This window comes from Maribacter algicola, from assembly GCF_003933245.1.
Taxonomy (GTDB): Bacteria; Bacteroidota; Bacteroidia; order Flavobacteriales; family Flavobacteriaceae; genus Maribacter; species Maribacter algicola.
This window is the reverse complement of record NZ_QUSX01000001.1, coordinates 900,329-925,091: the sequence shown is the minus strand read 5'-3', so window position 1 is coordinate 925,091 and position 24,763 is coordinate 900,329. Positions and strand designations below refer to the sequence as shown.

General features: G+C 43.5%; 23 protein-coding genes. 4 read left to right on the top strand and 19 right to left on the bottom strand.

Translation table 11 applies throughout. The features are described from left to right. The first annotated feature begins 14 nt into the window (after window positions 1-14). Window positions 15-479 (top strand): CBS domain-containing protein, encoded by a 465-nt coding sequence (locus DZC72_RS03860; RefSeq protein WP_125221560.1) that lies wholly within the window; start codon window positions 15-17, stop codon window positions 477-479. A 175-nt stretch (window positions 480-654) separates the two neighbouring features. Here the strand turns inward: DZC72_RS03860 and DZC72_RS03855 are convergent, their stop codons facing one another. From DZC72_RS03855 to DZC72_RS03830, 6 genes are read right to left on the bottom strand one after another with little or no spacing between them, the layout of a single operon-like run. After that, window positions 655-1,458, bottom strand: coding sequence for a sulfurtransferase (locus DZC72_RS03855; protein ID WP_125221559.1), 804 nt, complete (start codon window positions 1,456-1,458; stop codon window positions 655-657). Between the two features lie 38 nt (window positions 1,459-1,496). Then, on the bottom strand, window positions 1,497-1,850 hold the full coding sequence (locus tag DZC72_RS03850) for a hypothetical protein (RefSeq protein WP_125221558.1): 354 nt from the start codon (window positions 1,848-1,850) through the stop codon (window positions 1,497-1,499). Continuing rightward, on the bottom strand, window positions 1,851-2,342 hold the full coding sequence (locus tag DZC72_RS03845; RefSeq protein WP_125221557.1) for a DUF6265 family protein: 492 nt from the start codon (window positions 2,340-2,342) through the stop codon (window positions 1,851-1,853). It lies immediately after the preceding gene. A 52-nt stretch (window positions 2,343-2,394) separates the two neighbouring features. Continuing rightward, entirely contained in the window at window positions 2,395-2,778 is a 384-nt protein-coding gene (gloA2, locus tag DZC72_RS03840) for an SMU1112c/YaeR family gloxylase I-like metalloprotein (RefSeq protein ID WP_125221556.1), read from the bottom strand. Further along, entirely contained in the window at window positions 2,778-3,350 is a 573-nt protein-coding gene (locus DZC72_RS03835) for a pentapeptide repeat-containing protein (protein ID WP_125221555.1), read from the bottom strand. The genes gloA2 and DZC72_RS03835 overlap by 1 nt, the downstream gene beginning before the upstream one ends. Before the next feature lie 12 nt (window positions 3,351-3,362). Next, on the bottom strand, window positions 3,363-6,512 hold the full coding sequence (locus DZC72_RS03830; protein WP_125221554.1) for a VPS10 domain-containing protein: 3,150 nt from the start codon (window positions 6,510-6,512) through the stop codon (window positions 3,363-3,365). 233 nt (window positions 6,513-6,745) lie between these two features. Between DZC72_RS03830 and DZC72_RS03825 the strand changes: the two genes are divergently transcribed. Further along, window positions 6,746-7,531, top strand: a complete 786-nt coding sequence (locus tag DZC72_RS03825) for an SGNH/GDSL hydrolase family protein (protein WP_243641637.1) — start codon at window positions 6,746-6,748, stop codon at window positions 7,529-7,531. A gap of 26 nt (window positions 7,532-7,557) precedes the next feature. Here DZC72_RS03825 and DZC72_RS03820 read toward each other — a convergent pair whose 3' ends face one another. The 8 genes from DZC72_RS03820 to DZC72_RS03785 form a co-directional block, all read right to left on the bottom strand. Then, window positions 7,558-9,111 carry a M20/M25/M40 family metallo-hydrolase gene (locus DZC72_RS03820; RefSeq protein WP_125221552.1) on the bottom strand — a complete coding sequence of 518 codons (1,554 nt, stop codon included), beginning with the start codon at window positions 9,109-9,111 and terminating at the stop codon, window positions 7,558-7,560. A gap of 73 nt (window positions 9,112-9,184) precedes the next feature. Next, complete coding sequence (locus DZC72_RS03815; protein WP_125221551.1) at window positions 9,185-10,483, bottom strand: Zn-dependent hydrolase; 1,299 nt, start codon at window positions 10,481-10,483, stop codon at window positions 9,185-9,187. Window positions 10,484-10,485: 2 nt separating this feature from the next. Then, window positions 10,486-11,454, bottom strand: coding sequence for an NAD(P)-dependent oxidoreductase (locus DZC72_RS03810; protein WP_125221550.1), 969 nt, complete (start codon window positions 11,452-11,454; stop codon window positions 10,486-10,488). Beyond that, on the bottom strand, window positions 11,455-11,949 hold the full coding sequence (locus DZC72_RS03805; protein WP_125221549.1) for a VOC family protein: 495 nt from the start codon (window positions 11,947-11,949) through the stop codon (window positions 11,455-11,457). A gap of 5 nt (window positions 11,950-11,954) precedes the next feature. Next, window positions 11,955-13,118 carry a mandelate racemase/muconate lactonizing enzyme family protein gene (locus DZC72_RS03800; protein WP_125221548.1) on the bottom strand — a complete coding sequence of 388 codons (1,164 nt, stop codon included), beginning with the start codon at window positions 13,116-13,118 and terminating at the stop codon, window positions 11,955-11,957. A gap of 16 nt (window positions 13,119-13,134) precedes the next feature. Then, window positions 13,135-14,022, bottom strand: a complete 888-nt coding sequence (locus DZC72_RS03795; RefSeq protein WP_125221547.1) for a sugar phosphate isomerase/epimerase family protein — start codon at window positions 14,020-14,022, stop codon at window positions 13,135-13,137. 27 nt (window positions 14,023-14,049) lie between these two features. Further along, on the bottom strand, window positions 14,050-14,484 hold the full coding sequence (locus DZC72_RS03790; RefSeq protein ID WP_125221546.1) for a (4Fe-4S)-binding protein: 435 nt from the start codon (window positions 14,482-14,484) through the stop codon (window positions 14,050-14,052). 6 nt (window positions 14,485-14,490) lie between these two features. Further along, on the bottom strand, window positions 14,491-14,784 hold the full coding sequence (locus DZC72_RS03785) for a GNAT family N-acetyltransferase (RefSeq protein WP_125221545.1): 294 nt from the start codon (window positions 14,782-14,784) through the stop codon (window positions 14,491-14,493). A 211-nt stretch (window positions 14,785-14,995) separates the two neighbouring features. On the opposite strand from DZC72_RS03785, the gene DZC72_RS03780 reads away from it, so the two are divergent. Both DZC72_RS03780 and DZC72_RS03775 read left to right on the top strand, forming a co-directional pair. Then, window positions 14,996-15,184, top strand: a complete 189-nt coding sequence (locus DZC72_RS03780; RefSeq protein WP_125221544.1) for a hypothetical protein — start codon at window positions 14,996-14,998, stop codon at window positions 15,182-15,184. A gap of 188 nt (window positions 15,185-15,372) precedes the next feature. After that, the gene (locus DZC72_RS03775; RefSeq protein ID WP_125221543.1) at window positions 15,373-15,705 is read left to right on the top strand and encodes a single-stranded DNA-binding protein; all 333 of its coding nucleotides are present in this window, start codon (window positions 15,373-15,375) and stop codon (window positions 15,703-15,705) included. 71 nt (window positions 15,706-15,776) lie between these two features. Here the strand turns inward: DZC72_RS03775 and DZC72_RS03770 are convergent, their stop codons facing one another. From DZC72_RS03770 to DZC72_RS03750, 5 genes are read right to left on the bottom strand one after another with little or no spacing between them, the layout of a single operon-like run. Then, window positions 15,777-17,399 carry a C45 family autoproteolytic acyltransferase/hydolase gene (locus DZC72_RS03770; RefSeq protein ID WP_125222594.1) on the bottom strand — a complete coding sequence of 541 codons (1,623 nt, stop codon included), beginning with the start codon at window positions 17,397-17,399 and terminating at the stop codon, window positions 15,777-15,779. 39 nt (window positions 17,400-17,438) lie between these two features. After that, window positions 17,439-18,314: a cupin-like domain-containing protein gene (locus DZC72_RS03765; protein ID WP_125221542.1), complete on the bottom strand. Its 876-nt coding sequence runs from the start codon at window positions 18,312-18,314 to the stop codon at window positions 17,439-17,441. Continuing rightward, window positions 18,314-19,864: a phytoene desaturase family protein gene (locus tag DZC72_RS03760; protein WP_125221541.1), complete on the bottom strand. Its 1,551-nt coding sequence runs from the start codon at window positions 19,862-19,864 to the stop codon at window positions 18,314-18,316. Before DZC72_RS03760 ends, DZC72_RS03765 begins: the two co-directional genes overlap by 1 nt. Beyond that, a complete protein-coding gene (locus tag DZC72_RS03755) occupies window positions 19,861-23,544 on the bottom strand; it encodes a 1-acyl-sn-glycerol-3-phosphate acyltransferase (RefSeq protein ID WP_125221540.1) in 3,684 nt (1,227 codons plus the stop codon). The genes DZC72_RS03760 and DZC72_RS03755 overlap by 4 nt, the downstream gene beginning before the upstream one ends. Further along, complete coding sequence (locus tag DZC72_RS03750; RefSeq protein WP_317127093.1) at window positions 23,537-24,736, bottom strand: DUF2062 domain-containing protein; 1,200 nt, start codon at window positions 24,734-24,736, stop codon at window positions 23,537-23,539. Before DZC72_RS03750 ends, DZC72_RS03755 begins: the two co-directional genes overlap by 8 nt. Window positions 24,737-24,763 lie beyond the last annotated feature (27 nt).

Genomic DNA, 24,763 nt, shown 5'->3' with positions numbered 1-24,763 from the left:
CTAAATATATACTCATGGGAATCAAAAGCTTTCAAGGAATCAGGAAGACCGTTAAAAAGGAATTTGAGGCCCCTATATTGGTGGCCGATTACATGACTACCAAATTGGTGACCTTTAGGCCGGATCAGTCGATTTTGGAGGTCATGGAAAAATTCGCGAAGCATCATATTTCGGGTGGTCCTGTGTTGGACGATAACGGTTTTTTGGTGGGCATCATATCAGAGGCCGATTGTATGAAGCAAATTTCCGAGAGCCGCTATTTTAATCAGCCTATTTTGGAAAAGAACGTTGAGAACTTCATGACAAAAAATGTGGAAACCATCCCCGATGATATTTCAATATTCGATGCTGCCGGTATTTTTGCCCAGCATAACAGAAGAAGACTACCCGTGATGCGAAACGGTATCTTGGTGGGCCAGATCAGTAGAAAGGACATCGTCATTGCGGCCCTAAAACTGAGCGGCCACAATTGGAAATAAATTTTTAACCCAAGTTAGTTAATAAAGGTGCTTCCGAAAGGAGGCATTTTTTTTGGGTTCCAATGCTATGTTTTCAGCATGTAGACTAGCCAACGAACCTGCAAAATATAATGCTATCGTTTTGGAATTTTTGAAAATTGAAATTTTGAAGGGTTTTGCTATTTCCTGAAACGTGCTATTTATTGTCAGTTGTTAGTTGGTTCAATTCCGCCCATTCCGTCCAGGAACCGTCATATAGTTTTAGACTTTTTTCATATCCGATAACACTGGCCAATAAAATGATACTGGCAGTAATGCCGGATCCACAACTAAAGACCATCTCTTGGGGTTCTTTGAAGATGCTTTGGAACAGGTTTTTGATATCTTCCGCAGACTTGAATTTGCCATTTTCAAGTACATTCTCAAAAGGGAGATTTACCGAATTTGGTATACTGCCACTCTTTAAATGTTTTCTGGGTTCTGGCGCCGTTCCATTGAACCTTCCTGCCGACCGCGCATCCACAACAACAAATTTTTGTTGCCCGATATTTGCCTTGATCTGCTCAAAGGTAATCACCATATCTTTTTGATAGTCCGACTTAAAATTTCCCTTTTTTGTCGGCTTGAAATGTTCCGTAACCGTTTCAAAACCATTTTCTATCCAGGCGGGCAGGCCACCGTCCAAAACGCTAATGCTGCTATGTCCCATAAGCTGGAACAACCACCAAACCCGTGGACTGGTATAAATACCCTTATTGTCGAACACGACAATTTCAGAATCCTTGTCGATGCCCAGGTTTTGACATGCAAGCTCAAATTGTTCTGGATTGGGAACGGTATTGGGAAATGGGCTGGAGGTATCCACAAAAGCATGATCCAGGTCCAGGAACCTAGCCTTTGGAATGGTCTGTCCATTGGTCGCCGAACTGGCATCTAGAATGACCAGGTTGGGTTTTTCTATATGCTGATGTAGCCATGTTGCGGATACTAGTGTTTTCATAGATTCGGATTTTTTTGTTTTTGCGGTTTTCGTGACTATTATTCCCGCTTTACGATCATGTAAAAATCATTGTCCAAGGGCAGATAGCCCAAGTCATAGACAAAAAAGTAGGTGGTTCCTTTTTTGGTGGTATAAAGATTGGTGATGTACTCAAAATCAAAACCCTTGTCCATGAGTCGGGTTTTTGTGGTCTTTGTTTTACCGTCCGTAAGTTTGAAACTGTCCAACACCCGGTAATTTTTTCGTAGGCGATTGTTGATGTTCCGTACGAGGTTTTTACTGTCCTTATTGAATTTGTTATTGTATGCGTTTCGGCAATAGTCGTTGCAGAATTTTTTGTCCGCCCTGCCCATGACTTCAGCCCCACATTCCAGACACTTTCTTTTTGCCATCTATTGCCTTTTGTAGTTGAACTGCACCTCTTCTTGGGAGCCGTCTTCATTCTCTATGACAACGTATAGATTCACTTCCTGGTCCGAAATCCTTTCAAGAGTGAAATCGTCAAAATAGACCCTGTCTCCCTCAAGCTTCACCAACCTAAAGTCTACCGTTTCTTCTTTTTCTTCCCACCCGAAGAGGTCACCGTCAAAATGTTTCAGTTGAAATAACAAGGTTCCGTCCAATTCCCGGATGTGCCCCAATTCATAAAAACTTACGGCGCCTTCCGCTACCAATTTAAAGGAGAACATCATGGTTCCTCCCAACGGCGGACTCCAGATTTCCTCCGTAATGCCGCCAAAAGCTTCCCCTTTCCAGTGACCGGTCATCCATTCCACATGTTTGAGCGTGGCTTCCGGCGACTCCATTCCTTCTTCCCAAGAAAGGGTGTTCTGTGCACCTATGGAATGGACAAGAAACAAGCAAATAATCAAGAATAGTTTCATATATGATTAGTTTGCAACAAGGTAACAATTATCCGTTTACAAATGGATAAAATTATTGCTCGTAAAATTCAATGGGCAAATCGTCAGGATCGGAGATGAAGGTGAATTTTTTTCCGGTGATTTCATCCACTCGGATAGGTTCTACCGCAATATTGTTTTGGTTGCAATAGATGACCATTTCTTCGATACTCCCAACTTGAAAGGCCAAATGTCGCAATCCACAAGCTTCCGGTCTGGAAGTACGCTTTGGAGGTTGGGGGAAGGAGAAAAGTTCTAGGATATAATCCCCGTTTAAGGCCAAATCCAGTTTATAGGAATCCCGCTCGGTTCGGTAGGTTTCATTTATAATGGTCAATCCCAGAAATTGGGTATAAAATTCCTTGGATTTTTCATAATCGGAACAAATAATGGCAATATGATGGACTTTGGAAAGCATTAGGAAACTACCTTTATTTTGTGTTTGGTCAATAATCCGGGCAGGTTTGCCAAAGAAAACGTACAGTTAGACAAATCGTTTATTTCCGGGTCTATAATCATATTGGTTGAAGTGCTTACATCTGCTTGGGAGAGGTTGGTGTTTTGAAATACGGCGTTTTCAAGGTTGCTACGTACGAATTGGGCCTGTGTTAAGTTACAATCCGTAAAATCCACCCCAATGAGCTTAGTGTCCTCCACACGAAGCCCTTTCAGCGTTAGGCCATAAAAGGAGCTATAATTCAAGGTACAGTCCACAAAACGGAAGTCCATAAAAAGAGCGTTACAGTCCTCAAACTTTAATCCCATCATCTTGCAATGCTCAAAGCGGACTTCCTTAAAAATGGCATTGACCACGTTGGTGTTGCTCAAGTTGCATTCCAAAAAGGTACACTCCATAAAGTGTTGGTTGTCTAAAAAACCATTGGAAAAATCGCATCCCTCAAATCGACAGTTTTCATATTCCGCCTTCTTTAAACGGGTTTTGGTGAAATCCTGCGCTTTGAAGGTTTGGTCGCAGATAAAATCGGCCATATATTTCTATCCTTATTCTTCCATAATAATAGCTGGAAGCTCCAAAGAACGGTACGTTTGATTGTACTCCGCCATTTCTTTTTGAATGATGGTTTGTTGCTCTTGTTTTAATCCCTTCCAAAGTTGTAATAGATCATTGTAGCGTTCCTTGGCCCCTTGGGTAACCTTGGGTTCGGCCACGTCTATATAGCCTTTTAGGGTCAAAAGCTGCGCATTGAGCTGGTTCTTAAAGTTGATGACATCCTGAAACGTTTTTTGCTTGGGTTGTATCAATTTTTCTTCCCACTGGGTAATCCTCTTCATAATGGAATCTCCTTGTTTTAGTAACTCCGATGCACTATCGGTATCCTTCAACAACTTTTTATAATTTTCCAGTTGTGCCTTGGCAGACCGCATTGCATTGACGGCTTCGTGTATGTCCACGACCGTTTCATCAATGGTGTTCAACATTTCCTGTTGCTCTGCATAGTCGGCCGGAGTTGCCTTTACGTTTGGGTTTGCCAAGATTTTGACTTCCGTTTCGGAAGTGGTTCCGGGCATGGAAAGACGCAGCGTGTAGGTTCCCGGGGCCACGGTCGCGCCTTGGTCGCCTCCCAAAACGAATACCTTGTCCACGGCCACAATAGGGTCTCTTCTAAAATTCCATGTGAATCGGTTATAGCCTTTTTTGGAAGGAAGTACTTCCGGTTTGGAGGGTCCTCCCGGCCAAGATTTAAAATCTTTTGGTTTTTGGTTTGTTAGGGTGCGGATGACCTTACCGTCGTACAACACCTCCAATTTCAGTTCGGTGGAATCCAGTTTTTCTTCCAGATAGTAATCGAAAGTCACGCCGCTTTTTGGGTTGGAACCTTCCCCTGGGCCTGGATTTTCACTATAGCCACCGAAAAATAAATACGTATCCTTGGGTTGGAAAACGGTTACGGCCTGCTTTACGGTCTGTATGTTTTGTAAGGCCGATAGGTCGTCCAGAATCCAAAAGGCCCTTCCAGCCGTGGCGGCTACCAGGTCATTGTCATGGATAATGAGGTCGTTGATGGGCACTATGGGCAAGTTCAATTGTAGAGGCTGCCAATTCTGTCCGTCGTTGAGTGAAATAAAAAGTCCGGTTTCGGTACCAGCATAAAGCAGGCCTTTTACTTTTTTGTCCTCGCGAACGACCCTGGTAAAGGTATGCTCTCCCGTGATGCCGTTCACGATTTTGGCCCATGTTGCGCCGTAGTCGGTGGTCTTGAAAATATAGGAATTGAGGTCCATCGACTTATAGCGCATTACTACCACATAGGCGGTGGCCGGGTCATGGGGAGAAACCTCAATGCTGTTCACAATGCCATCGGGAATTCCTGATGGGGTTACATTCTGCCAGTTTTGACCACCGTCTTTGGTCATGTGCAAAAGTCCGTCATCACTGCCTGCCCATAGTACACCTTCCTCATGTGGGGATTCCACCAAATAGGTCAGGGTGTTGTAATTTTCGCCACCGGCGGCCTCATTGGTAAAAGGCGTTCCGCCAGGGCCATGCTTGTCCGTTTCGTTTTTGGTCAGGTCCGGACTGATGGCGGTCCAGCTGATACCCTCATCGGTCGATTTAAAGACCACGTTCCCTGCATGGTAAATGGTCTGTCGGTTATGGGGAGACGTAATGATGGGCGCATTCCAGTTATACCGATATTTCGCATCCTTTGGCGCAATGCTCAGACCCAGTTCCGGATATTGTTTGATGGGTTTGGATTCCTTGGTCGCAGCGTCCCACTTGTCGATATTACCTTGGTATGTACCTCCGTAGATTATTTTTGGGTCGTTTGGATCAAAGGCCAAAAAGGCACTCTCACCTCCCGCCACGGGATACCAATCCTTCCAGTCGATACCGGAATCGTTGGTCCTGGAGGCGATGGCCACGGTAGAATTGTCCTGTTGCCCTCCGTACACATTGTAGGGGACTAAATTATCAGTGATTACCCTATAGAATTGTGCTGTAGTCTGGTTCTCCTGGGTACTCCAACTTTTACCGCCGTTGTTTGAAATGTTGGCACCGCCATCATTGGAATTGATCATTATTTGGTTGTTATGGGGATGGATCCATAAGTGATGGTTGTCCCCATGCGGGGTAGGAACGGGGGTAAAGGTCTTTCCGCCATCGATGGATTTGGTCACTGGGGCATTGAGGACATACACTATGTTTTCATTTTGTGGATCTGCAAAAATTTCCATATAGTACCAAGCCCGTGCAATGTTGATACGATCCTTGTTCACCTGCGTCCATTTTTTACCGGCATCATCGGAGCGGTACACACCGCCTTTTTCGCCTTCGGCCTCAATGACGGCAAATACTTTCTCCGGATTGGCCCTTGAAACGGAGATGCCAATTTTCCCCATCTCTTTAGGAAGTCCTTCTTTCAATTGTTTCCATGTCGAGCCGCCATCAGTAGACTTATAGATGCCCGAATTCTTCCCGCCCGATTCCATTACCCAGGGATAACGTCTATGTTCCCACATGGCGGCATACAGAATCAAGGGATTTTTCATATCCATGGATAGGGAGGAGGCTCCTGTATTATTATCTACAAAAAGAACGTTTTCCCAGGTGAAACCACCATCCACCGATTTATAGATGCCTCGTTGTGCACTGGGTCCGTATTGGGCTCCTTGGGCAGCAACAAAAACAATGTCTGGATTGGTAGGGTGAATGATCACATCCGAAATATGTCGGGTTTCATCCAAGCCCACATGGGTCCATGTTTTTCCGGCATCGGTAGATTTGTAGACCCCATCGCCCATGGAGGTCATCACCCCCCGGGCCGCATGTTCGCCCATACCTGCAAATACGATGTTTGGGTTGCTTTCCGCAACGGCAATGGCACCTACGGTACCTGTTTTTAGGAAGCCGTCCGAAATATTTTTCCAAGTAAGTCCGTCATCGGTTGTTTTGTAGATGCCACCGCCTACTGTTCCCATATAATAGGTCATGGGTTCACCAACGACCCCAGTGGAGGCTACACTTCTACCACCTCTTGAAGGGCCAATGTTACGCCACTTTAGGCTAGTGAACATGGAGTCTTGAACTTTTATATAGTCCGATTGATTTCTATTTTTTCTACGTTGGGCTTCTAAGGTTGTTGGTAAAATAAAAAGTAGTGCGATGAGACAGCTTAGTTTTTGTATCATGGTTTCGGATGGTTTTAGGGCTATGAAGATAATGAATTGGTGTTTATTTTCCGTTCAAAAGTCGGAATCCCAGCAAATACGAAAAGTCTTATCCCGACCCTCCCCGTTTTGCTGTCGCGGAACACCCATCCCTAATCAAGGAGTGAAGCTTTTTTAAGGAAACCTCTCCTTTAGTTAGAGGAATTTCGCTTCAGTAGGGTGCCTCGATACAAATGTTATTTATAGATAATTATATGAAATGGTCATATATCCATATACGAATAGGTATATCGTACCTTTGTAAAGAAGATTTAAGTGGCATGGGGTATCTAGTGCGATTAAAATCGGTAGTTGCCGATTTTTGGAAACATTTGGGGTTTAACAGGTCTGCCGATAAGGTTCAACCTGACACAATTGAAACATCACATCTTGACGGGGAAGACCCGTCCGACTTCTGGCGCAACCAGATAAACCGACTCAAAAGAAGGGTCCGAAGCCTTGAAAACCAAGAAAACCTGGTTGTCTTTTATGGGAGTTCTTCCATCAGGCTGTGGGTGCATATGAAGGAAGACCTAACTCCCTTGAATGTCTTAAACCTAGGTTTTGGCGGTTCCAACTACACCTGGTGTGCCCATTATTTTGATGAGGTCTTTGAACCTTTACAGCCAAAAAAGATTGTACTATATGCTGGTGAGAACGATTTGGGCGAAGGAAAATCACCCCAAACAGTTTTAGCCGACTGCAAGGGGTTGGTACAAAAAATCAAGGCAAAGGATGCAAACATAGCTTTGGCAATCATCAGCATAAAACCCACGATTACAAGGCAGGAGATGCTCCCGGATATACTGGAAACCAATCGGTTATTGAAACAATACGTTTCTAATGAACTCGGAGCCCAATTTATTGATGTCTTTAGCCAGATGATATCCCAAGACCACAAACCTCGACCCGAACTGTATATGGCAGACGGACTCCATTTAAACAAGGCTGGATACGAAATTTGGAGCCGTTCGATACGAGCGGCACTATTGTCTAGATAGGTGCATATCTGAAATAAACATAGATTTTAATCCAATCCCCCTTTTCTATTGGGGCTTCTTGGGCTAGGCCATTCCCGTTGCTCCCCAGTCCTTGGATTAATACCTAAAACTGCTTTTTCACGCGATGTTTTCGCTGGGTCCTCGCAGGCCATATAGGTTAGGATGGCGGTCAGGATGGCGTTGTTTCGAACATCGTCAAAAACAATTTTGTCATAGGTATCCAAATTCGTATGCCAAGTGTAGTTCCAATAGGCCCAACTTAGGGAACTCAATGAAAAGGCTGGTGCGCCAGCTGCTACAAAGGACGCATAATCTGAGCCGCCGCCTCCAGGAGTTCCTGGAAAGGTAGTTTCAATTTCATTTTTGTAGGCATCTGGAACGGCTTCCAACCATCGGCCCAAATAATCATACGCATGTAAAAATCCTTGTCCGGAAATGCGTACGACCCTTCCCGTACCGTTGTCCTGATTGAACAAGGCCTGTAGTCCTTCTACAATTTTTGGGTTATCCTCCACAAAAGCTCGTGAACCGTTCAGTCCTTGCTCCTCACTGCCCCAATGACCTATGAGTATGGTTCTTTTAGGGTTGGGATATACTTTTTGTAGGATCCGTGCGGCCTCCAACATGGTAATGGTTCCGGTGCCATTGTCCGTTGCTCCCGTGGCTCCGTCCCAAGAGTCGAAATGTGCGGACAGGATTACGTATTCATCGGGAAGTTCCGTTCCGGGAATGGTAGCGATGGTATTAAAGGTAGGTACTTCGCCAAGTTCTTTGGACTCGGCCATAATCTTGATCTGGGGTTTTGCACCGTGTTCTACCATTCTATACAACATTCCATAATCTTCCAGAGATATGTCCACTACGGGAATTTTATCGGTTCCGGCACTAAAAATTTTGTTCGCCCCAAATCCACGTGACCATCGGGATTGGGCTATGGCTACTGCGCCCGCGTCTTCTAAAGCCTTATTGATGGTCCTACTGGAGTATCCGGTATTTTTCATGTTCTCGTCCCAGGCTTTTTCCATCGCTTCCCTTTCCTCTTTCATTTTGGCAAAGGAAGCTTCGGTGGCAAATTCTTCCCAATTATCGTCTGGCCTACCTGTGGGCTGCATCATACTTACCATTACGATTTTGCCTTTCACATTTGGGAGCCATTGGGCAAATGCCATGGAATCCTTTATTTTTGGTAGGGTAATAAGCTCGGCCGTTACTCCTTTTTTCCCGGAACTAGGGCTCCAAGCCAATTGAGTGGCGTGTAAGGAGGCCACTCTGGGCGAAACCATATCCACATGGGTGATGCCACGTTGCCAACCCTTCCAAGTGCCCCATTGCTGGTTTTCCGCGTCGATACCCCAACTTTTATACGTGTTTACTGCCCAATCGTGCGCCGATTTCATTTCGGGTGTACCCACCAATCTTGGTCCGTTTAGGTCCATCAATTGATATGCCAATTCCTCCAATTGCGAATTTTCGGTACCCTCTTTTTCAATGGCCGCTACGATTTCTTCTACAGTCTGTGCGGACAGGTTTATAATGGATACAGTGAACAACAGGAGGGTAAAGAGTAGCGGTTTTTTCATTTTATGAGTTCGTTTGTGGATAATGGTCCAAGTTAGCAATTACAGCTAGAACGGAAAAAACAAACCATAAAATTTATTCCATCGTATTATCCAATTCCAATAGGGACTTTAGCAGGACATTGGCACCGTTGGCCATATCCTTTGCGGAAGTAAATTCTTTTGGCGAATGGCTGATACCTCCTTTGCTGGGAACAAAAATCATTCCCGTAGGGGCAATAATGGCCATATCTTGGGCGTCGTGCCCTGCACCGCTGGGCATATATTTATAGGTAAGCCCCAAGGATTTGGCATTTTCGGCAATGATTTTTTGTATTTCCGGATTCATAATGGCTGGGTCGGCCGTAGTATCTAGAGGATGGAATTCCACCGTGACATTGGAGGATTCCGCGATTTCGGCTGTTTTTGTTTTTATGGCCTGGTACACTTTTTGGATAATTTCCGATGAAAGATCCCGAATTTCCAAACTGGCGGTTACCTTTCCGGGAATTACGTTTGGGGCTCCGGGCTCCGCTTTGATTCTCCCTACGGTACCCACTTGAGCCCCGTCAAAGCTGTTGGTGATTTCGTTTACGGCAACGATGAATTTTGCCGCCGCCAATAGCGCATTCTTTCGGGCGTTCATGGGCGTAGTGCCTGCATGATTGGCAAATCCGGTGAATTCTACGTCCCACCACTTTAAACCAACGATGCCCTCTACGACCCCAATATCCAAATTTTCCTTTTCAAGGATGCCTCCCTGTTCAATATGAAGTTCCAAGAAGGCGGCCAATTCGCCCTTTTTCCGTACAACCTCTGCCAGTCGGGTAGTGTCCCCGCCCAAGCGCATGATGCCTTCGCCCATCGAGTAGCCGGTGGAGTTTTTAACGCCTAGGGCACTTTTACCCAAATGACCGGCAATCGCCCGGCTACCCATAACACCACCTTCCTCGTTGGAAAAGATGATGACCTGAAGTGGGTGTTTTGTTTTTATATTGTTTTCGTTCAAGGTCTGAATGACTTCTAAGGCGGCCATGGAGCCCACGCATCCGTCATAATTGCCCCCATTGGGAACCCGGTCAATATGGGACCCAAAGACTATGGGTTTCATGTTCTTCTTGGTACCCGATCTAGTCGCCACTATGTTCCCCGCAAAATCGGTATGCGTTTCCAAACCCATTTTGGTCAATTCCGAAATGACCCACTGGTGCGCCTCCAAATCGGCATCACTAAAAGCGACCCGCTCCGTTTCGCCATTATCCTGAAGTCCGAATTTTGCCAGATCGAAAATCCGTTCTTCTAATCGGTCTTGATTCACAAGTATTTGGGAATGCACTGAAATACAGGACAATAGAAACAGCAAAAAAAGGTTGGTTGATTTGGGTTGATACTTCATTTTTATCGATTCGAATCTTTTAATTCTTTTAAGTTATAAATACAATTGTTGGCGGGTATTTCGTCTCGAAGGATAGCTAGGGTATTTTGTACCGTGAACATGCACATAAAATCATAGGTTGTCTTGGTGAGGCTACCCACGTGCGCGGTAATGTAGGTATTGGGCAGTTTTAATAAAGGGTCGTTCGCTTTTGGCGGTTCTTCGGAAAGTACATCGGCGGCAAAACCGCCCAAACGGTTGGCGTAGAGTGCTTCGGTCAGCGCGGTCTGATCAATGATCTTCCCCCGGGCGGTATTGATGATTAGGGCCGATGGTTTCATTTTTGCCAGGGCAGCGGCATTTATCAGGTTTTCGGTCTCCTTTGTAAGGGGTAGGTGCAGACTGATGCAATCCGACGTTTTCAGGACTTCATCCAAATCCCTAAAAGTGTAGGGCACGGCCTCTTCCTTGGAACTCCAATAGATGACCTCCATACCTAGGGCATCGGCAATTTTGGCTACTTTTTTTCCGATATTTCCCATGCCCAAAATTCCCAAGGTCTTTCCATGCAATTCGTCGCCGACATAACGGCCCCGGTCTTGCCATCGGTCTTCCTTGACCATGGTAATGGCATTGTAGAGGTTTCGTTGTAAAACCAGTAGCAAGGAAATGGTATGCTCTGCAATGGTATTGGCGTTGGAATTAGGCGCGTTTACCACCTTGATGCCCCTTTCGGTCGCCGCTGAAACATCGATGTTATCCAAGCCTACGCCACATCTGGAAATGACTTCCAATTTGGGGAGGGATGCCATTAGCGATGACCGCACCTGACCTTTTCCACGGGTGATAATGGCATGAATTTCGCTCTCCGAAAGATGCGTCTCCAGGGAAGCTGGGTCAAAACCGGTAAGAATATTCATATCCTCGGCCGATTCCAAAAGCTCCATGGCCTCTTCGGCTACCGTCTCCAATAAAAGGATATTTTTTAGCATTTATTTATTGTGGTATAGGGTCGCGTCCTTAGTTTTATAACCCCTGAAATCGTTTCTTCCGGACACATAAATTCCTTCTTGGTATAATTCGTCCTCGAAAATTTTGGGGTCGATTTTTTCCTTATCATCTGGATCCGAGGATATTTCCACCAAGTTGCCTGATGGATCCCGTACGAACATTTGTATGGCACCATCTGGTAGTTGACGCACCTTACCCCAAGGACTAATGTCAATAACACCAAGCTCCTTCATCCGAAAGAAAACCGCGTTGATATCGTCCACGGTAACGCACAGATGTCCCCTAAAGGAATAGGTGTCCTCCCACTCCGTCAGGTGTAATTGTTGCTCCTCATTGAACTTGAAAAAGGCCGTAGGGTAGTCGAACAAAAATGCGGGAATGGGTTCCAGGCCCAATTCGTGCTCATAGAATTTACAAGCTTCCTCCAAATTGCTCACCACCAAGGCTACGTGATTGATTTTTACTGCTTTTGCCATGGTTCTTATTGTTTAAATTCTTTTACAAAATCCCAATTGGGGGTCAGGCCCAAACCGGGTCTATCCGGAGCGTCGATCATGCCGTCTTGGCCCACACTAATATGTTCTTCCACCAGGTCGTACATCATGGGGTTTCCACCCAAGGAAAATTCTATGACATTGGCAGAAGGCGAGGCAAAGGCTACTGAAAGTCCTGCCATAAAGGAAAAGGCCGATCCCCAACAGTGCGGTGCCAGTTCCAATTGATAGGTATGTGCCAATTGTGATACCCGCATGGCCTCCGTAATCCCACCAATGATGGCGCAATCCGGTTGCAGCACGTCCAGTGCACGTTCCGAAATCATATCCCGAATGTCAAAGGCCGTGTATTCGCTTTCACCTGCCGCAATGGGAATATCGGTCTGGGAGCGAACTTCTGCAGTACCTATTTTATTATCCGGATTGATGGGTTCCTCAAACCAATACAGGTTACAATCGGCGACGCCGCGACAAAACTGTTTGGCCTCCGGCACGCTGAAGGTGCCGTGGGCATCCGTCATCAACTTGATGTCATCTCCTAAAGCTTCACGCGCGGCTTTTACACGATCCACGCTCGCTTTTACGGTCTCGTCCATGATGCCCACGCGCATTTTTACCCCTGAAAAACCTTTGGCCGTGTAACTTTTCAATTGCTCCCCTATGGCATCTACCTTGGCCCATCCGCCACTGGCGTAGGCTTCCATTTTATCGCGACAACTACCGCCCAACAGATCCACCACTGGAACTCCAAGGGATTTTCCCTTAATATCCCAAAGGGCGGTGTCTATGCCACTGAGTGCTGAAATGGTGAGTCCACGTCGGCCTAAAATAGGAAACTTACGACCTCGGGACAAGGAATAGTGGTCACGAGTTCCGTTATAGACCATCTCCCAGATTCGGGAAATGTTTCGGGCATCCTGCCCCACTAGTTGGGGTTTTAATTCGTTTTCCACACAACTGACGATGCTGGCGCAAGATCCTGATGAGCCAACGGCCGCTTTAGCTTCCCCAAATCCTTGAAGACCGGAATCGGTTGTAACAACGATCAAGGTCATATCAAAATTGGTGAGGAGTCCGTAATCGCTAAAATGCTGTTTTTCCTTTGGGATGGGGCAACGAAGCCAATACGCTTCTATGTTGGTTATTTTCACGGTTTAATTTTTCTGATTATTTAAGTAGTTCAGTTAAGGTGTCCATGGATTTTTTCGTCAGCATGGTATAAAAATCATCGGTAATGGCAGAACTTCCATGGTCTTCCAAAAACTTTTTTTGTTCTGCCGTTAATTCCTTGGGATCGCTTTCAATGGAATTTGGAAAAGGGTTTGCTGGAGTTCTGTCCAACGGGGCACAAAACTCTACGGAGAGCACTTTGTCGTAATTGATTTCCCTTAAGGTATCAATAATTTTTTTCCAGTTTAAATGGCCCATGCCCGGGGCCATTCTATTATTATCTGCCACATGGAAATTCACCAAGCGGTTGCCCACTTTTTTCATGGTCTCGAACATGTCCACTTCTTCAATGTTCATGTGAAAGGTGTCCAGGCAGACACCGCAGTTAGGTCCAACTTCTTCGGCTAGGGCCAAGGCCTGTGCTCCCCGATTAATGAAATAGGTCTCAAAACGGTTAATGGGTTCAATGCCTATCCTTACCCCTAATTCTTCGGTATACTTGTAAACTTCTCGGACACCTTCAACGGCCCATTCCCATTCCTGTTCTGGAGTGGCATCTGGTATGATTTTGCCAACGGTTGCAGGGACCAAAGAAATGACTGAGCCACCAAGGTCTGACACCATCTTGGCGACATCCTTTACGTATTGGATGGACATTTTACGTTGGGCGGGGTCCTTGGCCAATAAATTCCGCTCCTCCAACATCAAGGTAACGGAACCCCAACATTTAATACCGTATATATCCATTTGCAGTTTGACCTTTTGCGGATCATAACTTTCGGGTGCTCCCTGAATTTCAAGATACGTGTAATCGAGTTTTGAAATACGGTTGAGTGTATGTTCCAATGATTCTGCACGCATCCAATTGTGTATGGCTAATTCCATGAATTTAATTCTTTATTAGTATGTTATTTATCCTTTAAATGCTATTTTCCGATGGGCCCCATCGCAAAAAGGTTTGTTTTCCGATGCCCCGCACCTACAAAAACTCATAGGGCCATCCTTGTGGATCGTTTCCCCAGATGCTGTCTCAATCTTTAATTTACCCATTACACGAAAAGGGCCGTTTGCCAAAATCTTGATTTCGGTATATAGTTCATCGGTATTACTTTCTTGGGTTTCTCCTTCACCTTTCATGTAATAGGATAAGGCCCCGGAGGGACATGACTTGATCTGTGATTTCAGGTCTGAAATATTGGCATTTTCTGGGGTTATCCAAGGTTTTTCCTTCGGTTTATAGACATCGGGCAATTTTTCTACGCAAACCCCGGAATGTATGCATTTATTGGGTTTCCATACAATGGTCAAGTCGTCTTTCGTGTACTCTTTGGTTATTTCTTTATCCATAGTTCTTTATGCTATATTGATGCCCTTCATTACCAACCTTCGCCACTCCGGATGCTTTTTTAAGTACATGGCTACAAAGGGACAAAGGGGTACTAGAGTAAGTCCCAACTTCTCTATATCCTCAAAAACCTGCAGTACCAGTGCCGAACCGATTCCCTTACCCTCCAGTGCAACAGGCACCTCCGTATGGGTCAGGAAGATTTTCTCCTTGGTCTTGATATATTCAATGAAGGCCGTGTGGCCCTCGATGGCAGCCTCGTATCTTTTTTTATCGGGATTGTCGGTCACATTTAAATCCATAGGGAGTGCGCTATTTAAAGCTTTTAAGATAGGAAAAAGGATTTAATCTTTAATAGGATATCTATCACTATTATAGGGCAGGCAGCTACATTTTTTTATTGAATGATTGAAAATAGATACTTTTATTAAAGTGTCAATAAGCCGCAAAATTTTAGAGAGAATACTTGGGGTGTTTTTTATCTTCTTAAGTATTACAATCGGGGTTTACTTTATGCCGGATTTTATTCCATTGGTAAAAAGGACCCCTTATTTATTGCTCGAACCTAAAGCTGAATTGAGACATGAGATGCACCAAGATTGGTTTTGGCAATTTGTTGGTTGGATCATTGCCTATTTCTCCTTTAGGGGCGGTAGGTCGTTTTTAAGGGATGCCCAGAAGTCATCTATTCCTAGAAAATAAATTCAATTTTAATATTATAAATAAAATATTGATATTCAAATTTATAAAAGTTGACAAACGACTGTAAATGATTACAATCGAAAATAAATGTTTTTAAACCGAGTAAAAGTTTGGAGCGGAAATAAGTTTGTACCGTCAAGTCAAGGAGGCTTGATAGTATTAACTGTTTAACGTAAAAATTTAAAATTATGAACGCACTAAAAAACAAAGTACAGTTGATTGGTAATTTGGGTCAGGACCCAGAAATCGTAACCATGGAGAATGGTACCAAATTGGCCAAATTTTCATTGGCCACGACCGAAAGCTACAAAAATGCCAAGGGTGAAAAAGTGGATGATACGCAATGGCATAATATTGTCGCCTGGGGCAAGACAGCAGAAATTGTAGAAAATTATTTGACCAAAGGAAAGCAGGTGGCCGTAGAAGGTAAACTGACCCATCGCTCCTACGAGACCAAGGAGGGAGATAACAGGTACATCACGGAAATCAGGTGCAATGAATTATTGATGTTGGGGAAATAAGACAAAAGAGTCCTCATATAGGCCCTAAAACCTCTAAGGTTTTGGGGCTTTTTTAGTAATAGGAAGTTTTGCTATCGCAGTTTACGTAGATACTTTTCCACATTTTCCCGATCCGGAACCGTAGTAATTTCCTTTTTCAGTGCCTTTTCAAAATATTTCTTGGCGACATAATCATATCCCATGTTGTAATTGTATAAACCTGCCAAAAAATACCCTTCCCAAAAATTAGGGTTAAGTGCAACCAGATTTTCTAACCGGGATTGATCTATATGGGCTTTTTCAGAAATGGCATCTTCTATTTCATCCCTCAACATTCTGTACCGCTCATAATCCTTGTAGGCCTCACTTTGTAAAAAAGGGTCTTTAGGGATATTCAGGTCGGTCTGCGCGATAGGCCGATTCGTTACCTTGGGAAGGTTAAAAACCTCGTTTAAATCATATGCTACAAATTCACCCAATTGATACGGATTGCTGGACACCCAGACCATTAAATCTTCGGGTTGAAAAACAATACCATGGTGGGCCAACAATTGATTCAATGCCTTTTCATTTCCATACCCTATTTGCTTTTCGTCCAAACCCTGTTTATCCCTTAAAATGGAAACCACTTTGGTAGGACTTACTTTGGGTGTTTCTTCCAACATCTCTTCCATGCGTTCGTATCGGTATTGGGAATGGCTTTCCAAAATATGTTTCTGATTTTTTTTATCATTGGCATAGGCAGCACTTTGGAAGTGGTTTGCACATATCAATTGATTGTTGTTTTCCACTTCATAGACTCCAAAATTACGGGGAGAAACTTCAATAATAGCCGCTTTTTTATCCTTGGCACTACCTACAAATATCGATTCCGACACAAAGACCTCTCTCTTTTTGGCAATGGCAATGGCCTCGTCAATGGTTGAGGCATATTGCAAAATTTCCCGGGTGACCAAGGAAACCGGAGTCTTGGCAATCAAAGGAAATTGGGACTTTCCGGCGTTGATGGTTACGGTAAGTCCCTGATCGTTCATCCCAGAGACCACCCCGATCATTCCACCCCAAGTAACCGACATGAATTTGTGTCCCTTTTCTGGTTCTACAAAGGCAATTATTTTGTTCTTGGCGAATTCGTCACCTGCATAAAAATCAAAATTCCTGCCGATCACTAATTTTCCATCCTCTGTTTTGTTGCCCCAGGCTGCGAAAGAGGAACAGCCAACCAAAGCCAAATCCTGTAGTGCATGGCCTATGTCGTGAGCCCCATGGAAATACATGACGCGCTGATAGGGTTTGGCGATATAATCATAGTCTGGGGAGGCGTATTGGGAGACCCCATAAAGTTCCGCTTTAAATTGCGAATCAATATTGAGGTACATTTTACGGTTGAACCAAGCCAAGAATTTTCTCAGCAAATTCTGATAACCCTTGGAGGGTACCAATTCATCTATCTTCTTTACGAAAATGTTCTCCTGTTCGTTAAACAATTCCTGGGTAAGGCTTCCCGTTTTTAAACCCAATTCCAAAGGATTTCCACTCACGTGGAGTTCCCAGAGCCCTTGTTTATTCTTTCGAAGAAAATTATCGACTATGCTATAGGTGGAATCATTGATTTTTTTTCGCTCGGGAATTTGAGTTTTGTAGGCGGCAATGTCCGGTTTTTCCAGTAAGGATTTCCTAACCCCACAAGAGGAAAGAACACCTATACATAGCATCAGGATAATTGCACGGTATAGTATTTTTAGTTTTCCCAATTAGGTAAGATTAAGGATGTTCTTATGCGTTTTTTCTATGGCCTTTCTATCCTTGTAATCCAACCATTTTTGACCCCAGTGTTTTCTGGTGAAATTGTCAATATTTCTCATGATCAACACATTATAGAGCATATTGGCGAATTTTAAGGGTCTTCTGGGAAGCGCACGTAAGGTCATGGAAAAACCTCCGTCTAGATACTTGATATAGTGCCAATAACCACTGGGCATAAAAAGGGCGTCTCCATGTTCCATATTCGCCGTTATACCTTCAGCATATTGTAGGGCAGGATACTTCTCAAAATCGGGATCGTCCATATCTATGGATTCCAGATTATGAATGGAGTAGGGAACCCTATATAGGTATTTAGTCTGTTCCGGTGAGAAGAGTGTCACGTGTTTATGACCGTCAAAATGAAAATGCATACTATCCGGCAAGTCTATATCATAATGCATAAAAACCTTGGATTCTCCACCGCCAAAAAAGAGTGCGGGCAATTTTTTGAAGAATTTCAGACCTATGTCCGGATATTCGAAGTCGTTTACTAAATCGGGCATTTTCTTCAATATTTCATAAAAGAATATACGAAGGTCAGTAGGCTTGGTTTTCAGTATTTCGATATACTCCGCCAATTTCATTTCCTCCACGGGCGCATACACACTTTGTTTGTCCTTGGCCGGTTCGTTGTTGTACAAAGGCACGATTTGGTCGCCCGCCTTCCCTTGAATATAATCCAAGGACCATTTTTCATAGGCGGGCCAATCTTTGGTCAGGCCTTTCAACAACACAGGTTTCTGGGGCTTGTAATAATTTCGGATAAAATCTTCCTTAGAAATGGTTTCCAATACGGTAATTGGAGTTGTTTTAAACGTACCCATTAGACAGTCATTTTTTTGTTGGTCTTATTGGAAATTTCGTCGGTAATCTTGTTAATCAAATAGGATCCGCCCAAGATTTCGGAACAGGTAACCACCCCGCTGATGGTTACTCCTAGAATGCCGTGCATATTCAAGCTTTGACCTGTCAAATAGAGGTTTTCAATTTTTGTACGGGGCGAAATAAAAGACTTTAGTGGATCGTTTACGTCCTTTACGTAGCCATACATGGAACCTTGATGATTACCTATATAATCCCGATAGGACAAGGGTGTTGATGCATACACGGATTGAATACACTCCCTTATATTAGGGAACTTTTTTTCCAATTCTTTTAGGAAGATTTCCGACTTATATTTTTTGAATGCTTCGTAGGCCTTTCCACGGTCATTTTTTTGGGCTACCGTATTAAAAGTGTCTTCCCATTCCTTTACCTCTTCATACCTCATATAGGTGATGGCCGTAAGTTGCTCACCCCATTCATCTTGGTGCTTACGCACACCCATGGAAACCATGTAGGTCTCGGGCCAAGTATGTTCAGTGTATTTATGGGCCTCCCAAATTTTTCTATAATCCTTAAAATGATAATAGTTTTTGTTCAGGTATTTGAACGTTTTGGGCTTAAGGACAATATGGATGCTAAAGGCAGATATGATGCTTTCCATATCTTGAATACGGCTTGTGTACGATTTCCTAAAATGTTCCTCCCCGATCATCTGTAGGGTATGTTTCGGTTCTATGTTGGAAATGAAGATATTCCCGTACACTTTACTGCCGTTCTTAAGGGTTACCGATTCCAGTTTCTTGTCATTGCAGGTTATCTCCGTAACCTCACTATGTTTGTAAGCCTCACCTCCATTTTCCTTAAGTCTTCTGATCAGCAATTTAGTGATCTGGCTACCGCCATCCGCACAGCGATAGGCACTTTCTATGTATGAATTAATGGATAGGGCATGAACATACAGGGGCGTTTTATCCGGATCACCTGCATATAAAAGGTTGGACCCCGCCAAAACCGCCCTCAACTTCTCATTCGCTGTAATACTTTCAATATAGTCCTTTGCGGTTTGTTGAAATATTTCAGCATCGTTGCCATAGGGCTTACCCTCTTCCAAATTATATAAAGGAAACTTGTTACAAATTTCTTGAAGTTTTTCGCAATAACTTTCTATGGCCTTTTTTTCCTCCGGAAACTTTTTTACCAATTGGGCAGTAAAATTATCGTAGCCCTGGGCATGAGGATAAGCGGTGTCGTCATTGTCAAAAGTGATGATGTCAAAGCCGTCCTGGTTCATTTTTCTTAGATGTAGACCGTCCAGGATGCCCAAATAATCAAAATAACGATACAGGTTTTGTCCGGGTGCCAATCCTCCTATATAATGTACGCCAGTGTCAAAAATGGTCCGGTCCCTAACAAAGGTCTGCAGGTTGCCTCCAAATTGATTGTTTTTTTCCAAAACACAGACACTACGGCCTTCCCGGGCCATGATATTGGCAGCTACCAAGCCTCCCATACCACTGCCAATAATGATGACATCGTAATGCTCTTTCAATTTGATGGACTTTTTTTGAGTACAATAAAATTATCATTTTGCGCTTTAACCAGGAAATCTGAGGACAAAACTTCCCTGTAATCCAATAAACTGCCTTTTTTTAACAGAATGATGGTTTTAAAGCTCCTTATTTCTATTGAGGAAAATGATAGGCCATCCAAATTAATAAGCAGTATATCCGCGGTATTTGAAAGCGCATCGTCCATTGAGGTATAGCATGTAATCTTGGCATAATGCCGAAAAAGAAAATTCTGCTCCAAAGCGGTTAAAGCTTCGTTGTCTTCCAAATATGTGTGCATTTTTCGATCTATTGAATCCAGGGATAATAGCAGATCCAATAGCCCCGCGTCTTTTGATAGATGGACGATGCTTGTTTTTGAAGGAACTAACTTTAGCAATTCATGATGCGTTGCACTGTTTTGTTCTACATCCATTTTCACCCGATTGAAAAGAGTATCTCCTTTAAACCTGAAATTCTCTAAAAGGGTTTTGTTCCAGTAATCTTTGGTTTCTATATCATCCCGTAGTTTTTGGAATTCTATTCTAAATTGCGCGCCAACCTTTTTCGCCTGTTGGGAATAATTTTCCCCAAATCGGGTATCCCCAAAGGGTATTCTTGGCATGATTTTCACGGTAATACTGCCATCCCTGATTACAAAACTGCCTTTGGGCAGCACTTCGGAATTACCATGGATCAATATAGGTAGGATGTCCAACTGGAATTTTTCGGCCAAGTAGAAGGCACCTTTATGAAACCTGTTGATTTTATTGGTTGTGGAACGTGTACCCTCTGGGAAGGCGATGATGGAAAATCCTTGTTTCAGCTTTTTGGCCAAATATTCTTCCCCGTTTTCTACACCTCCTGAGACCGGATAGGCCCCTGCCAGTTTTGCGGCCTTCCCAAAAATAGGGGAGTTATAGACCCAATCATTTACTAGAAAGATAATTTTGGGATGCAGCATGCCAATGCACAAAATATCCAAAAATGAGGTATGGTTGGCAATCAACATGGCCGGTTTTTCAAAAGTTTCCTTTGAAGGATTCAATACCTGCTTTTTAACGAAAGGGTTGGTATATAAAACAGATTTCATCAATTTGGAAACCGCCTTGTGAAACTCAAGATTTTGTTTTTTAGCCCGATTGGGATTGAAAAGGGTGACGACCCAGGCATATTTGGAAAAGAGTATTCCGCCCAACCCGAAATATAAAAAGGAACCTACGGAATGGATGAAATACCGTAGAGAAATCGGTCGCTTATTTCGATTGCCAATAAAAAGCCGAAACAAAATAGGTTGTATGGTAAAGGCGACGAAGGCCGCAGAGAAAATCCCGATCAAGGACACCCGGGAAATTGCATATAGGGCCGGATGTTTGGCGAAAATCATGACACCTACACTGGCAATGGTAGTGATTACCGAAAGAATTATGGAGGTTTTATGCGTTGGAAGGCATTGGATACCCGTTCGATGTTCCGTAAGCAACCCATTGGTAACAAAAATGCTGTAATCCACTCCCAAACCAAAAATAAAACTACAAATGATAATATTGAATATGTTGAATTCAATGCCCAAAAGACCCATAATGCCCACCGTCAAGAACCAGGTTAGAAAAATGGGAATGGCCGTTACCAAGGTCAAGGAAAGGCTTCTGTAAAATAAGGCCAAAATAATGACCACGGTTATGAGGGACAACCAAAGCAAGCGATTAAAATCCTCTTTTAGAGTTCCCAGAAAGGACTCGTTCACTTCCTTTCTGTTGATCAGGAGTGTATTTTGATTCTGGGAGAAATGTTCCTTGATTATGGGATATTGTTCTTCATTCAGCTTGATCAAGGATGTGGCCGTTGTTCCGGAGCTATCGGAGACAATGTAATCATTGATATTCAAGGCAGGGAAGTCTTTGAAATCAGTTACTTGCATGGGTTTAAAATCGCCATTGAGCCAAGTATAAAAATTTTGAAAGGTGCCTGCCTTGAAACCCAAGCCTTCGGCACTAGAATTTATATTTTTCCGTAAGGAGTCGTTTCTGGTTTGGGACCAAAAGTCTTGCCATTGGGCTATTTTATCTTTTTGGGTACTATTGGATTTCACTAGACTGGATACCGAGGTGAAATTGATGATGCTTTGCTCTTTTTTAAGCTGCTGCAACTCGTCATAGATAGTATCGTTTTCTTGTAGAACCTTCTCCCAATCTGCTCCGTAGGTGGATAGATATACGGACTTTGACTCCAAATCAGTAAGTGACTCCAACTTTTTTTGGGCCTTTTTCAATACTTCCGATTCAAAATTCAGTTTGGCGATGTCCTGGTCAAAACGAACCTTGTCATAGAAAAAAACACTAATGATAAGCCCTACGACAATGATGCCGATCGCCCATGTGTTTTTGTGGAATTCGAACGCGGCCACTTTCTCCAGAACGCCGGGACTTCCCGTTTTAATTCCTTCAAACGCGTATACCTGAGGAATGAATAAAAGCGAAAAGACCGCCGCACCAACCACACTCACTGAAGCAAAAACCCCCAAATCCTGTAAGGCTTGGGATTCCAAAAACAATAGGCATAAAAAGGCCGAAGCCGTTGTTAGACTGCTCATTAAAATGGAAGGGGCCACTTCACGGTACATGAGTTGCAGTTCCTCCCCTTTTCTTATGTGGGTTAATATATGCAGGGCATAATCCAGGGTGACCCCCAATAGTATGGCTCCTATACCCAAGGATACGGCGGAAAGGGATTCACGGGAAATAGCCAAAAGGGCCAAAGCCAAAAGTGCCCCAAAAAGGGTAGGGGCAAACAGTATGAAAGGAAGGGTAACCCGTCTATAGAAGACCATAAGAAGTACAAGTAGCACCACCATGGCAATGCTTACTGTAAAAATAATATCGTTCTTTACTTGTTGGGCATTGGCCACGGCTACCAAAGCGGCACCAAAAAAGGAAACATCCACTTTGTCGCCATACGCGTCGTTCAGTTTTCGCTGGATTTCATAAAGTCCATCGGCCAACGGTCTGTTTTCCACAGTGGCACTTGAGGGATATGTAGGGGTGATGAAAAGTAGGATATTGGTTTCCTCCTTGTTCAACAAAAAGCCGTTTTTTAGGATAAAATCTTCGGCAACCCCTATTTTTTGAAGTTTTTTAAGAGCAATAAAGGAGAGTCCCAAGGGGTCCTTTATGATAGTTTTTTTGGTGATGATTCCAGAGGGGGACACCAAGCTACGGTAGTTTTGTTCCATTTGAAGTTGGATACTATCCCTTGATAGCTTCCCTTCGATTTCCTTATAATCGGTTTCGTTCAAAAAAAAGGGCAGATTGTCATATACCATATCCAGTGTATTCAAGACCTGGTCATCGTCTACCTTACCTTGAATGTTCTTTACATATTCTGAATACCCATTTTGAAGACTGTCCACAAAATCAGATGCATACTTGGTGAGCACTACCACGGAAGCAGTGTCTCCCTTTTCAATGTTTACGATGATTTTATCCGTAAAGGCAATTGATTTCAGTACTTTCTGAATGCGCCTTGACTCGGGATTGGAGGGTATTAGGGCAGTGATATCGTCCTTGAAATTAACTTTCGTAGTACAAAATACCAGACCTGCAATTACAAGAAGAAGCAGAAAGACACTGATTGCCCTATGTTTTCTAATATGTTTGTATGCCCTAAAAAAGAAATCACCCATTGTTTACGGCCATTTTCCGCTTTCCAAAAAAAGTAAGGGTAAGATAGCCTATTCCCCCTAAAAGTAATGCGCCCGTAAGGGCCAATACCATACTCCCCAACAAGTAAGCCTTTAAATGTATAAGGAAATTAAAATTTTCATTGATGGAATCCAATGAGAAGGTAAAGGATTCCCCTAAAATCCAACTACCTGTCTGCAGACTTGCCAGTACAATAAATGGAATAAAGGGCGGCAAACTTACATTGGAAAAGGCAAAGGCAATGGGTTTGTTCAGTTTAAGAAGAAAGGATAAAAAAAGTACCAATAGGGTATGTAGCCCCCACAAAGGACTAAGGCCTATAAAAACCCCCAAAGCAATGGAGGATGCCTTTTTCGCAGGAGTATCCTTACTTCCCAGAACATCGTTCAGTAGGAATTTTTTAACCCCCTTTTTTTTAACCTTTCTAAAAAAATCCCTTGGTTTTATATAAAAAAGGGTCACAAATACGAACCATGTATTTAGAATACTGATACGCGTAAAGTCCGGCACAGTTCTAAAATGGGATACACGGTCCACGTCGTCATATACTATTTTAACCGGTACGTTTTTTACCAAGGTTCCGTTCCAAGAAGCCTTTACGATCACCTCGATTTCAAATTCAAACTTAGGTGTAAAAAGAGATAGCTTTTCAATTTCCTTCAATGGATATAAACGATAGCCACATTGTGTATCCTGTAGCCATGTTCCTGTTTCGAACCAAAACCAAAAATTTGAGAATTTGTTGCCAAAACTACTTTTGCCCGGAACATCGGCTTGGGCCATGTTTCGGGCTCCTATGTACAATACATTTTTTGTAGCCTCGTTCTCCAAGGCATCCAAAAATACGGGGATGTCCTCCGCAAAGTGTTGCCCATCAGAATCCATAGTTATGGCATATTCGTAGCCCTTGTTCAAAGCTTCTTTAAATCCAGTTTTAAGAGCCTTGCCCTTTCCTTGGTTTTTTTCAAGATGGATTTGATGGATCTGGGAAAAGCCTTGTAAAATTTCAAGGGTGCCGTCCGTAGCGCCGTCGTTGACTACTATGATGTTCGAAGTGAACCGCAATACACCCCGCAATACCCTGGCCAATGATTTTTCATTATTGTACGTTGGTATCAGTACACAGCAACGCCATTGTTGCATTCTCTCCATTATGGATGCTTGGTCCGGCACTTGGTTTTGATTTTATGATGCTAAAAA